At 40.7% G+C, this 13,239-nt stretch carries 13 protein-coding genes and 1 tRNA gene; 7 read left to right on the forward strand and 7 right to left on the reverse strand.

What is annotated here, in order from left to right:
- Positions 1-41 precede the first annotated feature (41 nt).
- The 3 genes from ACVCDT_RS13170 (at position 42) to ACVCDT_RS13180 (ending at position 2,732) form a co-directional block, all read left to right on the forward strand.
- Positions 42-902 (forward strand): fructosamine kinase family protein, encoded by an 861-nt coding sequence (locus tag ACVCDT_RS13170; RefSeq protein ID WP_447133248.1) that lies wholly within the window; start codon positions 42-44, stop codon positions 900-902.
- A gap of 82 nt (positions 903-984) precedes the next feature.
- Positions 985-1,728, forward strand: a complete 744-nt coding sequence (locus tag ACVCDT_RS13175) for a pteridine reductase (RefSeq protein WP_447133249.1) — start codon at positions 985-987, stop codon at positions 1,726-1,728.
- Positions 1,729-1,742: 14 nt separating this feature from the next.
- Positions 1,743-2,732: a DUF3080 family protein gene (locus ACVCDT_RS13180; RefSeq protein ID WP_447133250.1), complete on the forward strand. Its 990-nt coding sequence runs from the start codon at positions 1,743-1,745 to the stop codon at positions 2,730-2,732.
- Here ACVCDT_RS13180 and ACVCDT_RS13185 read toward each other — a convergent pair.
- Genes ACVCDT_RS13185 through ACVCDT_RS13200 form a run of 4 tightly spaced genes read right to left on the reverse strand, consistent with a single transcriptional unit; the run spans position 2,727 to position 7,955 of the window.
- Positions 2,727-4,445 (reverse strand): GMC oxidoreductase, encoded by a 1,719-nt coding sequence (locus tag ACVCDT_RS13185; protein WP_447133251.1) that lies wholly within the window; start codon positions 4,443-4,445, stop codon positions 2,727-2,729. The genes ACVCDT_RS13180 and ACVCDT_RS13185 overlap by 6 nt on opposite strands.
- 21 nt (positions 4,446-4,466) lie before the next feature.
- On the reverse strand, positions 4,467-6,017 hold the full coding sequence (locus ACVCDT_RS13190; RefSeq protein WP_447133252.1) for a patatin-like phospholipase family protein: 1,551 nt from the start codon (positions 6,015-6,017) through the stop codon (positions 4,467-4,469).
- Positions 6,010-6,882 carry an acetoacetate decarboxylase family protein gene (locus ACVCDT_RS13195; RefSeq protein WP_447133253.1) on the reverse strand — a complete coding sequence of 291 codons (873 nt, stop codon included), beginning with the start codon at positions 6,880-6,882 and terminating at the stop codon, positions 6,010-6,012. The genes ACVCDT_RS13190 and ACVCDT_RS13195 overlap by 8 nt, the downstream gene beginning before the upstream one ends.
- Positions 6,879-7,955, reverse strand: coding sequence for an alpha/beta hydrolase family protein (locus ACVCDT_RS13200; protein ID WP_447133254.1), 1,077 nt, complete (start codon positions 7,953-7,955; stop codon positions 6,879-6,881). The genes ACVCDT_RS13195 and ACVCDT_RS13200 overlap by 4 nt, the downstream gene beginning before the upstream one ends.
- A gap of 299 nt (positions 7,956-8,254) precedes the next feature.
- On the opposite strand from ACVCDT_RS13200, the gene ACVCDT_RS13205 reads away from it, so the two are divergent.
- A tRNA-Val gene (locus ACVCDT_RS13205) sits at positions 8,255-8,331 on the forward strand.
- A 154-nt stretch (positions 8,332-8,485) separates the two neighbouring features.
- On the opposite strand, the gene ACVCDT_RS13210 is transcribed toward ACVCDT_RS13205, so the two are convergent.
- Positions 8,486-8,647, reverse strand: a complete 162-nt coding sequence (locus tag ACVCDT_RS13210) for a hypothetical protein (protein WP_447133255.1) — start codon at positions 8,645-8,647, stop codon at positions 8,486-8,488.
- A 280-nt stretch (positions 8,648-8,927) separates the two neighbouring features.
- On the opposite strand from ACVCDT_RS13210, the gene ACVCDT_RS13215 reads away from it, so the two are divergent.
- Both ACVCDT_RS13215 and ACVCDT_RS13220 read left to right on the forward strand, forming a co-directional pair.
- Positions 8,928-9,797 (forward strand): WYL domain-containing protein, encoded by an 870-nt coding sequence (locus tag ACVCDT_RS13215; RefSeq protein WP_447133256.1) that lies wholly within the window; start codon positions 8,928-8,930, stop codon positions 9,795-9,797.
- A gap of 1 nt (position 9,798) precedes the next feature.
- The gene (locus tag ACVCDT_RS13220; protein ID WP_447133257.1) at positions 9,799-10,887 is read left to right on the forward strand and encodes a hypothetical protein; all 1,089 of its coding nucleotides are present in this window, start codon (positions 9,799-9,801) and stop codon (positions 10,885-10,887) included.
- A gap of 32 nt (positions 10,888-10,919) precedes the next feature.
- Here the strand turns inward: ACVCDT_RS13220 and ACVCDT_RS13225 are convergent, their stop codons facing one another.
- Both ACVCDT_RS13225 and ACVCDT_RS13230 read right to left on the reverse strand, forming a co-directional pair.
- Entirely contained in the window at positions 10,920-11,984 is a 1,065-nt protein-coding gene (locus ACVCDT_RS13225; protein WP_447133258.1) for a patatin-like phospholipase family protein, read from the reverse strand.
- 39 nt (positions 11,985-12,023) lie between these two features.
- Positions 12,024-12,407, reverse strand: a complete 384-nt coding sequence (locus ACVCDT_RS13230; RefSeq protein ID WP_447133259.1) for a VOC family protein — start codon at positions 12,405-12,407, stop codon at positions 12,024-12,026.
- A gap of 300 nt (positions 12,408-12,707) precedes the next feature.
- On the opposite strand from ACVCDT_RS13230, the gene ACVCDT_RS13235 reads away from it, so the two are divergent.
- On the forward strand, positions 12,708-13,208 hold the full coding sequence (locus ACVCDT_RS13235; RefSeq protein ID WP_447133260.1) for a PTS sugar transporter subunit IIA: 501 nt from the start codon (positions 12,708-12,710) through the stop codon (positions 13,206-13,208).
- Positions 13,209-13,239 lie beyond the last annotated feature (31 nt).

Here is a 13,239-nt window from a genome sequence, read left to right on the forward strand (position 1 = left end):
CAACCATAATTAGCCCAATACAAACCAATTGGATTAGAATAATGTGGCACTTTATTAGCGAGCAAATAAGTCAATCTATTCAACAAGACTTTATTTGCAACGACATTCGAGAAATTCACGCAGGCGAAAGCCATCATACCTATCGCATAGCAGGTGATAAAAAACGCTTTTTTGTAAAAACTAACCAAAAAATATATTTGAGCAACTTTGAAGCCGAAGCAGAAGGCCTAGAACACTTGCGTCAGACCCAGCTATTTAGAGTGCCTAAAGTAATATGCAGCGGCATAGTGTCAGACCATAGCTTTTTGGTTTTAGAGCATCTAACTATGACAGAAGGCGAGCCTAGTGATTGGTATGGCGCTGGACGTGCACTGGCTGAGTTTCACAAAAACAACAACCAACAAATGTATGGATGGCAAGATGACAATTATATTGGTTTAACCCAACAATGTAATCGCTGGGCTAAAAAATGGAATCAGTTTTATGCCGAACAACGCATTGGCTTTATGTTGCAATTATTGTACGAAAAAGGGTTTGCTTTGGCCGACATAGATAAAGTAGTAGAGGCGGTTAAAAGCTTATTTGCAGGATACAATCCACAAGCCTCAATGTTGCATGGCGACTTATGGCAAGGCAACTTAGGCTTTAATCACCATCAATTAGTCTTGTTTGACCCCGCCTTTTATTTTGGTGACCGAGAAACAGATTTAGCTATGACCGAATTATTTGGGCGATTTCCAGAAAGTTTTTATCGAGGCTATCAAGATGTGTGGCCAGTTGACCCAGATTACGAGTATCGCAAGCCCATATACCAGCTCTATCACATTTTGAATCATGCCTTAATGTTTGGTGGTCAATATCTAGAAAGTGCGAAAATCACGCTGAAAAACTTAGATGCTTAATCGCCTACTTAGCAAGAATTACCCTAGCCATTAAGGAGTTTCAACGATATTCTGAGTCCTTTGACCCAATATAAAAAACGCGATGCAAAATAAAGTTAGTTTTATTACTGGAAGTGCCAAAAGAATTGGTGCGCATACTGCCAGATATCTACATTCTCAAGGCTCGAAAATAGTCATACATTGCCATCAGTCACGTTTAGCCGCTGAACAACTTTGTGCAGAATTAAATGCTATTAGGCCAAAGTCAGCCATGTTAGTGCAAGGGGATCTGGCAGAGCTTAAAAACATTAAACCCATAGCTCAACAGGCCATAGATTCTTTTGGTCAGTTAGATGTATTAATTAATAATGCCTCTACTTTTTACCCAACTCCAATCGGCAGCATTACCGAAGACGACTGGCAAAGCCTAGTTGGCAGTAACATGCAAGGCCCCCTATTTTTGTCACAACAATGTGCTTTTGCGTTAAAACAAACTCAAGGCTGTATAGTGAATATGGTGGATATACACGCCAGCAAGCCACTCAAAAATCATACTTTATATTGCATGGCTAAAGCCGCATTGGTCACTATGACTCAATCATTGGCGTTAGAACTAGCACCTGAAATTAGAGTAAATGGGGTCGCGCCAGGGGCGATTTTATGGCCAGATTCGCCTATGAGTGAACAAGACAAAGCCGAGATATTACAGCAGGTACCCGCCGCCAAGTTAGGCAGTATGCAAGACATTGCCCATTGCATTAAGTTTTTAATTGATGCCCCCTACGTATCAGGGCAAATCATAGCGGTGGATGGAGGGCGTAGTATTTCGTCACTTACCAAAGGATAATTTAGGTGAAGATTATGCTAGGTTTTAGTCTTTTATGTATTTTGTTGTTTAGTTGCGATAGTCATCTTAGTTTACAAAAACATTTAGATAGCTATCAGAGCCGCTTAGCCAAAGTGTTAGATGCCGAGGCAATAGTTGTCGAAGAACCTTATTTGTTGCCCTACCCTAAGCTGCAACAACTTCAACATCAGCAAAACCAAGCCTATATAAAACTATTTGAATTTTACCAATTAAAAGGCTGTGAGTTATTTACTTTAGTGGCAGAGCGCAATACCGCCTTAGGAAAAGTACAATTACCCTCAACACGTTATGTTTACGAGCGTAAGTTGCTATTAGCTATAGACGACTGCCTAGCTCAAACTCAAGCAACAGATTTAAAAACTAAATTAGCTCAGTGGAAAACCCACAAGCAAAATATGCTGCCTTATGTTTGGGCCGATCTCATTCAACTCAGTAACGAAAGCAAACATCATCTACAAGGATTTTCAGGCTATATAGACGGGCAAAGTGATGGTTTAGTGGCAACCACCCAAGCATGGCAGTACTTACTCAAGCTAGCACAACAGCCCATAGACATAAGTGAATTAGAAGCTCAGCTAAAACAATTACAGCAAGCACCTTTAACTCGACGTGTGTGGTTTAGTCAGCTGCTGATCAGCCAAAACTTACAAGCACTTACCCCTTGGTTAATTACTCATACCCAAAATCTCTCTTGCGCTAAACCGAATGACAAAACCCAAATTGAGTATTTAACCAATGTGTTTAAGTTATTTTTTATCGAAAAAATTCAACCTTTAGCCAGTATCCTCAATCATTATCACTATCAGATTGATCCACTATTTACTGCTTTAATCGAGGCCCCTTATTTAAGCCAAGCATTCAAACAAAGGTTACAGCTTTATCACCTAGATGGGTTTGAGCAGTATCAACAGGCCATGACAGAGCACATTAAGTTTTGGCAAGGATTGTTTAAAGACTGCGGCATAGCTCCTGGCAACCTATAGCTCACCATTTGGGTCTGGTTTTATACCTGTAATGCCTTCGGCAACACGTTCAGACAAAGCAGAAATAGTAGCCACAGGGTTGGCACCAACTGCACTAGGCAACAAAGAGCCATCGGCCACGTACAAGCCTTTATAACCAAACACTTGGCCAAAGCTCTCAAGTTTTGCACTGGTTACCCCTTGTTCTGGTGAATCAGCTAACCGACATCCCCCCAGCGAGTGCACAGTAACGTTACTTTTTAACGGCCACAAGGCATTTGGCATAGGTAAAAACACTTTTGCCTTAGCCCATTGTTTAAATCTTTTGCCAATAGCTAAAATGGCGTTATACAAGCTCTGATTATCTTTATAAGGCCAATCAACATTAAGCTTACCTCTTGTGTCTAAATGCATTTTTCCGGCGCTATTGTCTATGCCCATGCATAACAATACGGCAGTAGTATAAGCCGCATTATTTTTTAACAATTGCTTAAAGGCAAAACCTATACGGCCAGTTTTAGCCCCAGCTAAAAAGCGCTTAATCAATAACTTAAGGGTTTGCCAGCCGGCATAAAAATGAAACACGCCAGGCTTTATGCCCTCTGTATACCAAGAAGCAAAAGCCGGAAAGCTAGCATCTTCTAAAATAAAGGCTTGTTTAGGATCAAAGTCTTTAAACAAGTTGTAGTCAATTTTTTGCGTGATCACTGGCCCATAGTTGGGATCAGCAGGCTTTTTTCCATCTATCACAAAAGATAAATAATCGCCGTTGCCTGAATAATATTGCCCCAAGTACTGATTAATATGAGGTAAGCTTTTATGTATATCTCTGCATTGCAATAATAATTCGTTAGTACCTAAAGTACCGGCAGATACCACTACACGTTGGCATTTTGCCGATTTTTCGACTTTATTATTTGCCAAGTCTAGCCATGTAACTAAATAGCCAAACTCTCCTTTTGCTTGCGAGTCGGCTTCTCCTTGCTCATTTAAAGGGGTAATTTTATTCACTATGGCTAAGGTTTCTATTTGTGCTTTATATTGGTTTTCGGCCACAAATAAATAATTTAGATCTGTGGTGTTTTTTGAGTGGGTATTACAACCAACATCACATTCAGCGCAATACACACAAGAGGTTTGAATAGCACCATATCTGTTGGTTTGCTGTACACCTATGTCTGTAGGGTTGTCGAAGTCGTTACCAAAAAATACGTTAATATCCACTAATTCAGATTGACGCCCATCGCTTTTAGCAAAATCTTGAAACAGTTCGGTACGAATAATTTTACGCTTAGCTAAGCTTTGGTCGGGAATGGGCCTGGCGCCTAATACCGACTTTGCTGTTTGAAAATACGGCTCTAAGGCATCTTTTTTACAGGTTTCGGGCCATCTATGATCAAAAACATGCTCGGGCGGTGGCATAAAAACATTAGCATAAATCAATGAACCTCCCCCTAAGCCCGCCCCTACAACAGCATCCATATGTTCAAAGCGGCGAATATCAAAGAGTCCAAACATATCTCGTTGGCCTTGAATATCGGGGTCATCTGGCTGGCTAAGGTTCCAAAAATTAGTCGACATAGCATGTGGCGAGCGTGGAAAACTGCCCATTGGATACCTTTTACCACGCTCTAATACTAAAACTTTACCCGGCCACTTTTTGGCTAATCGACAAGCGTTAATGGCGCCACCAAAACCACTACCAATAACTATTGCTTCATAATCCAATTGCATTTTTGTCTCCTGCTTAGGTGTTTATTTTTTGTGTTTTACGTAGCTATCCCACAGCTCGCCCATAAAAAATCGACCAAATTTAGCCACTGTGGCTATTTTATCTGTGTGCGAGCTGGCATTAGTGACTTTTACTGTTGAGACTAATTTTAATAAGTCTGTTACCCCTAAACTTAAAATCCCCGCCCCCACTATAGGCGCATTTTTATTTTTACCTTGATATAACTGGGTATACAGAGTGGTAGTGTCTGACCATAGGTCAAAACCAGGATCATCGCGCACCTCTTTTTTTCCAGCTAAGTAATAATCTTGTCCGTCATGCACAAAAGCTAATTCGTACACCATTAGTTTTAAATTGGGTTCTTCTTCGGGAAAAAATAAATTAAACACCCCAGAGTGCGCCTCTATCCCTCGACCGAAGGGGGTAAAATCAATGCTGCCAGATAAATGCCCCGCATGGTGAAGGTCGTTGATAAAACCATCCATATCGTCAATATCCACTTGCGCATGCATGGCCAACTCAAAACCTTTTTGCTTACCTAAACTATTACCACGTTTGGGTTCGTCGGTTCCTAAGCAAAATCCGCCAGCCATAGTTTCCTTAAATTGAATGCCTAATCTTGATTCAGTCATAACGGTTACTTTGGGTTCGAGTGAAACCCCCTCCTGTGTTTTTACCCTTAAATAATTGAGCGTGTCTTGCTTGCCCATTTCTATGAGTTGTTTGTGGCTAGTTTGGCCAGTGTATAAATCGGGATCTAATGGCAATGGCGTATTGGGTTTTATTAGGTGTACACAAATAGGCTTAGTATGGCCATAAACTGCTTCACCCTGGTTAATACGCTGATTGATTTCTGCAATTTGTGCCAATTCTTTGTGTAGTGCAGCATTGGCACTCATTTCTAACATTTGCACATACCAATTTAGTACTCCAGTGCGATAACTTGGCAGATTTGCCAAAATCCAAATCAGCCAAATTTCAGAGGCGCCACGTTGTACCGATTCAAGTAAATTGGCGTCTTGCACAAAGCCTGCGTCTAAATACACTTGCTCATCTATTAAAACTGGTGGAAAAACCCCAGGTAAAGACATACCAGCAATTAACAGATCTTCAGAAATATTCTGATACTCAATCACTTGATTTAACTTTTGAGTAAAATTGCCCACATTAAAGGTTGCTTCGAGCCCCGTAGCTTGTTTAATTTTTTGAATATCTATACCCAAGTGTGCAAACACTTTATTGCGAAATCCCTGAGCACTGCCCATAGCCACAAAGTCATGGCACTTAATGGCCTGCTCAAAAGGCACAAAAGCTAGAGTATCTCGCATTTTTAGGTTGGCCCAACGTTGGCATATTTGCTCGGCGCTTAGGCCAGACAACAACATAGCTAAGTTTAACGCACCGCCAGAAGTACCATCTATATGTTGATAGCGTAAACCAGAGTCAAACAAAACTTTTATAACCCCAGCGGCATAAGATAAACGCAAGCCACCACCTGGAATTATTAATGCTCGTTTAATTCCATCTTCGTTAATTGGCCCCACGCCATCAGGCACATGAGTGGCATTAGTCATTGGGGATCTCAGCCATTGGTGGGCTTAACCAATCTTCACTTAATCCCAAGTCAACCACAGACTCGAATCCTTCTGGAGCAAGTTCAGGTAAGTGCTTGTGGGTTAAAAACCAGCTTTCTATGTGGTCGTCTAGCACCCCATGAATGGCTGGCAAATAAGCGGTAGCGATAGCGGGTTTAATGTTTAAGTTTTTTAAGCCTTGCAACCTTGGGTGGTCGCCAATTACAAATCGAGCTTTAGCCTTTTTAAATAAACTAAAGCCTGCTTTATTGTTTAAATAAATATCAGAACGCATCAACATACCTCTAAACGAACAAAAGTTTGAGGCTTTTACTTTGACCGGAAACCACACTTTTTTAGGCAAGCTTATTTCTAAATATGTGACTAATTGCCCATCTAGATCGTACTGACTACTAGCAGTGCTATCTGAAACCTTAAAATCTAACGCGGCTTGATGTTTAGGCATCCCCCAAATACCTTTGCCACCTTTTACCGAAATCTCAGATGACACAGGTAAATCAATCACATATTGGCCAGCTTTAAACCAATTGGGGAAAATGCCCGGCAACAAGCGCGGCGCGGGTTTATCGCCATGAGTGCAGGCGATAGCAATACTGTATTCAATATACTTACCTATAGTGGTCTCGCGGTAATCAATCACAGTTACCACTAAAAGTGCGCTTTTCCACAAACGTAATGGATGAATATTGGCAGGCAAAAAACGCTTTGCCTGTGCATAATCACAGGGAAAAATTGCCATAAATGCAGGTGAATCTATGGCTTCAACGGGTAAAGTAAATGGAATGCCATCAACTAAGGCTTTTTGTCCAGCATAATCTTTGATTCTTTTAGGAACGCCACTCATATGTTTTCCCCTTCGAAGTTAAAATAATCGGGGTTGCCTTTGTTAAGCTCGTTAATAATAAAAGGAAAGGTATCTTGCGCCGCATTTTTACCCATAAACACATCAAGATGGCCATATTCTGGGAATATCTCTAACGCATGAAAATTGGCTTTTAACCCAGAAAAATACTCATAACTTAATTTTTGACTGAGTGGTAAAAAACATCGGTTTTTTGCCCCCGCACAAAAGGCAATACGCGCATGAGTTTTAGGCATAGTCTGGCCAAAATCACTGGGCAGTTTAGGCAAGCCCTCTACGCTTATAAGATTGCCCACTTTTACACACTGGGTAATCTGCGAAAAAAAACTCATAGGTACTTCAGCAAATTCTTGGCTTAACCAATGGTGAGTATCAGAGTTAAGGTTTTCATGGCGCCATAACGCAGGACAGCCCGAACCATAAGTAAAACTAACTTGTTTACACACTTGATTATTACATTCGTGATGGCTGAGCTTTACTAAGGTATTAATCAACTTGGCTGCAAAAGTTGGCGCCGCTATACCCCATTGTGGATTAAGGTAATCGGTCATTAACTTCACCCAAGGCAACATAAAATACAATTTGAATTTAGACCATTTAGGTACAACTGGATGTAAGGACACTGCATTACTCACCACTGTGCATACTTGTGGTAATAAGCCTGCCATCAAAGACATAAAAAAGCTGGTAGAGCCTTGGCAATGCACCAAAGCCTTAAGCTTTGTTTTACCGGTTTGTTCTAGCACTTTAACAACCGCACAAGGATGATCGTACAAAGCGGCTTGATCTAAGGTCCATTCATTAGGCGCAAAATCAATGCTAGCACGCCAGTTTTCTAACCAAACATCATAACCCTCTTCCACTAAAGCATCGACAATAGTAGTCTTTACTGGAGCACAAAAAATGTTAGCTCGAACCCCTGCCCCATGCACAACTAACACAGGACCTTTAGACATGTTATTGGGATCGCAAATATTAATCAGATTCAGCGACAGTCCATCACCAGCTGTAAAAGGCACTAACCTTTCTTGTAAATGTTTAAACCTTTGAGTCAATTTTCACTCCTGAAAATATCTACCCAGTCTACAGCTTAAAAACGCAACAAATGAATGGTAATTCAGATTCTAAAATAAGATTAATGGCCTAAACCAAGCATAGTGCTAAGCATTAAAAAATGCATAAAATTCATTCAAATAAAAACCAATAAATCCGCTAGAGCCACTAAAAACCAAGGAATTGCACAATTGCTGTGCAGTCAATTACATAAAATAAAAAAATGGCTTGCGAATACTGAGGCTCATCGTTATTATACGCGCCGCTTTGTTGCTCATCAGCAAAGCAAGCCAATCTATATACAACCGTAGCTCAGCTGGTTAGAGCACCACCTTGACATGGTGGGGGTCGGTGGTTCGAGTCCACTCGGTTGTACCAAATCTAAAACCTTATGAATTTCACTTGTCGTTAAAAATGTTCACGTTCAGTCCTATTAGCATTGTTGGCTAATCTTTGTGTGCGGCAGTGATCACATCGTCATTTTCTGAGATAACCACAAATACTTGCCTTTGAATTTGGTTTAGCAGGGTCTTTAGCTTTTTAGTGAGTGTTTTTGCGTGTGTTTGTCTAACTCAAGCAGGTAGGTATTGCCTTTTTGTTGAGTCTCTACCCCTAAAGCGTTCAACAATATAATCAGGTCTGGCGAAATCCCACGTTGTTGGCATCGCTTTTGAGCATGCTGTGAAAATGTCATGATTATTGCCCCCTTGTTAATATTCACCTACAGCTTATGTCGCTACTGACGACATATAAACCCCTGTGTAAATACACATGATTAGTTTTCAAGCAGGTTATAATCAATTAAGGGGCTTAAATTGAAGGAGATGGCATAAAACAGTGGTTGAATGCCAAGTTAGACTAAATTAACTGCAACCAATCTGTATATAAAACAAACAGTACAAGTTAACAATGTTTTGAAAGTTTAAGCTTTTTATGTTGATATTATTATTAACATGTAGCTACTGGCGACACTTATGCATAAAAAAACACTTTGGCCTTTTAGATACGACTTATTACAACGTTATCGTTTAATAGAGATAGTTGCCTTGTGGGAAGGCAAACTAAACGCCAGTCATTTAATTGAGTATTTTGGCATTGGAAGGCAGCAAGCCTCTAAAGATATCAACCTGTATAATCAAGAGGTTGGCCCAGGCAATTTAATCTATAACTCCTCGCTTAAAGGTTATGAGCCTGCTAATAGTTTTACGCCAAAGGTTACGTCTGGCCATGCAGATGAATATTTACATTTAATTCATCGTAATAATGACTTAGTTAACACCTTTGAAAACATGACTTTGGGCTTTGACTATACCCATAAGGTGCCTTTACCCACTTATCAAATTCGTCCACAAGTTTTACGTCAAATAGTCAATGCTTGTCGTAATAAACTCAGATTAGAAGTTGATTACCGCTCGGTAAATGCTCCAGATACAGAAGGACGAATTATTGTGCCTCATGCCATAGTGCATTCGGGCATGCGTTGGCATGTTCGTGCCTATTGCGAAAAAAATCATGACTATCGAGATTTTGTGCTCACTCGATTTTACAATACGCCTGAATCCCTCGGTGCAGTAGAAACTGACCTGCCTAAAGATGAAGCTTGGGATACCTTAGTGAATTTGTGTTTTATTCCTGATCAAAGACTATCCCCACAACAGCAACAGGTGGTGGCAAACGATTATGGTATGACGGATAACCGCTTGTTAATTCAAGTGCGCGGCGCCTTGGTGCACTATTTATTACAAATGATGCGAATTGATACAAATGTGATAGCCGCAGATCCCCGCGCTCAACAAGTGGTGATACAGAACATGCAAGGCCTTAAAAAATGGTTGTTTAACTAAGATGACAAATAGTACCTTAATTCAAACAAAACAGGCTTACATCAACCTTATGAGTCAGGGCAGTTTTGCTGCTGTACAAAGCTATTTAACTGCACTAAAAACTGGCAAGTTGCAGGCCGGTGTTCGATTGCAGCAAAGATTAAATCAAATTGATCTAAGTACGCTAAGCCCCATAGGTTTTGTAGAAGCTTTACTTAACAGCAAAAAACCACAAATATTTGCTGAAAGTAGCGTAAAAGGTGATGGGTCAGATTGGCAGCCCATCGAATTGTCTATTCTGGGTAATATTTCAATGGCCACGCAAGTTGCTGTGTATGATAACGGTTTACACAGCACGCCTAAGCTTCATGCACGGCCCTTTCAAGCGTTATTAATTTATACCCCAGGGGCACTCTTGCGTAACGATATGGGGTTTATTCCCGCAGATTGGAATCAAGTAGTCAGTCAAAATCAGTTGTCGTTAACAGCCTTGTACAATTTATACGAAAATCGGCTACTACCTTGTTTGCGCTATGCCAACGACATGGCTGTAGCACAGGGGCAACACACTTTAGTTACCATACCTGGAATAGGTTGTGGTCAATTTGCGGGAAAATTTAAAGGCCAGTTAGGTGCTGCCTTAGAGCAAGTTTTAATTCAACTTATCACTAAACACCTTAAAGATTTGCCCGCGATTAAAGCCATTTATTACGACCCTTTTGATGAATGCGAAAATAAACGCCAGCAAATCGAACACCTTACTTTTATGGTTAGGCCATTACTTAAAGGTAATCATACTAAGGGCCAGCTTTGCCACCCAGTTGAATACGAAGAGATTAAAGGCGAATTTAGCACTTGTAGCTTAACCAGTTTAGTAGCTTGGGATCAGGTCTCTTGGCCTGGCAATGATTTTTATTTGGGTAGCCGCGCCACAGACGACGGGGTAAAAGCTGCAGCTACCTCAACCATGTTGGCCATGACCGGGCAAAAAGGCCAATATATAGCTAACTCTTACCGTTATGCCCCACCTGCTGGTTTTGCAAATTGGCAAGAGGTGATTAAAGATCAAGCCATTAAGCTAAAGTGCACAGATAATTTTGTTCTGTATTAATCCTAACAAAACAGCAACATTGCCCCCTACCATTAAAAAGGTAAGGGTTTAATGTGCTGCACTATTTGTTGATTTTGGTACATGGTTTTTAGTGAATCTGCCAATTGATCACTCTGTTTAATCACAGCCTGCCAATACTCAATACGTTGTTCAGCTGGCATGGTTTCAAAGTCTTTTCTATCTGGGATCTTGCCATAAGGTAAGCTAGCCACAAATTCTTTAGAGGGTACTAACATCACCACGTTTTCGTAGCTACTGGCATGAGGTAAGCGGCTTTTTAAAGATTTATCGAACCATCCAGGAATAGGCTTAGGATAAAAGTGTGGGTACAACACTAAGCCTTTTTGTGGGCCAAAAGTTAGATCAAAATGATAGTCAATGATGCCACCATCTCGGTACATACCTTTAGGTGCGCCCGATATATTTTCTACTCCTTCTATGATTAGCGGAATGGAGCCTGAAGCCATAAGCGCTTGAGGTAAATTGTCTTCTGTCAACGCCACACTATAAGAGGGCATGCTGTTAGGATCCTGAATTTGTAGATCAGCATTGGGGCTAGAAAACACATACCTTTGGTAAAATCTTTCTAACCATTTTCGCTTAAAAGCGTTGGCTCCAGCGCTGGCAATTAAGCCTGTCATTTGCAGTGGTTTGGCTTCAAATTGGGTTAAGCCTTTACATCTTGCCACTATAAAATGCGCTTTAATAATTGGGTTGTTAATAATTTCACTACTGCCATTTTCGCCTAACACATAATCCAGTAAAGCTGTGCCTTTTTGGGTGATTTCTCTGGCTGTGGGTTTGTCTGAGTAAACTGTATGTGAATACCTGTCGGCTAATCGATTAATGGCGGCCAGTGGATCTTTTTGGGCAAAACAGGCAAATCTAAACGCTCCAGCCGAAGAGCCAATAATATTTAGAGGCCGAGCTCTTTGGGCAAAAAACTCAGAAAATATATAACGGTCTAGCCCGGCTAACACAAACCATTTAGGGCCGCCCGATGCGCCCAACATGTAATCAAATAAATCGGCACTAAAGCCTTGTTCTTGTATCTTTGCTAATGCCTTACTTCCGGCATAAATATCTAAGCCCTGCATGGTTATCCTTGTTCATTCACCTTTAAGGTTCAATTCGCTTTATTCTGCTTCGTCATATATGGCGCACACCGCTCCGGCAGGATCTTTAATCACCACATAGCGGCTTGTTTTACTAAAGTGTTTTATTTCGGTTAATACACTGCCCCCACCTTTTACCACTTGTTCTATAGATTGGGTTAAGTCTGCCACTTTGATGTACATTAACCACTGTGAAGGTAAAGATTGGTTCACAGTTTTTTTATGGCACACACCAGCAACTGCGGCTTTAGAATCTGGGCTTTGCATCACGTAATCGTCATAGTCTCCCATGTTCACTGCTTCAGATTGCCAACCTACCACCTGTTGATAAAAGTCTCTCACCTGTGGGGCATTTTCTACTGTTAAATCAAACCAAGACACACTGCCTACTTCAGCTTTACTCATTGTTCTTTCTCCTTAAACAGACAAAAATATCACCACTTTTGGCGGATTGATCGATATGCAACCAGCAGCTTAAAATCTTTATAAAACAATACCTTAGTGTACATATAAAGATTACTCAACAGAGTTATCCACAGATTCTTTGGATAAAAATGGATAACTCGCCTAAAGCCGCATAGGTCTGATATGATACCCAAACCCTAATAGATAAACAGTGAAGAATTCAGCCAAGCTAACTTGGCTGCCTAAGCAACAACCAATTACAACACTTAGCTGCAAACTTTACCTAAAGAGTCAAAACTTTTGTTTAAAAAACTGATTGACCCTAATTCCCTGCCCGCCTTTAAGCATGCGATTGATATACAAAGCCCGCTTTCTGGCAAGGTGTTAGCTTTAGATACTGTGCCCCATGCACTCTTTACTGCCCGTTTAATGGGTGAAGGAGTGGCCATTCAACCTTCTGGATATCAAGTGTTTGCGCCCTGCTCAGCTACCATAGTGAGCTTACCCGAACTAGCCAATCAAATACGTTTAAAAACCGCTCAAGGTATGATGTTACAAATTCAATTAGGCATAGACTCGCATATTATGATGGCAGAGGGGTTTAAATCATTGGTAAAAGTAGGAGATAAGGTTGAGTCTGGCCAAGTGCTGATGGAGTTTTCATTAGCCAAAATGAAACAACAACTAAAAAGCACTTTATGCCCAGTGACTATAATTAACAGTGAGAAAATTAAAGGATTACAGGCCTATTACATGCAAGTTCGTGCCACCGAAGATAGGTTATTCACAGTCTACCTTTAATTTTGGCATAACAGAGCGCTGTCTGTACTTT

The sequence above is a fragment of the Paraglaciecola aestuariivivens genome (assembly GCF_052983255.1).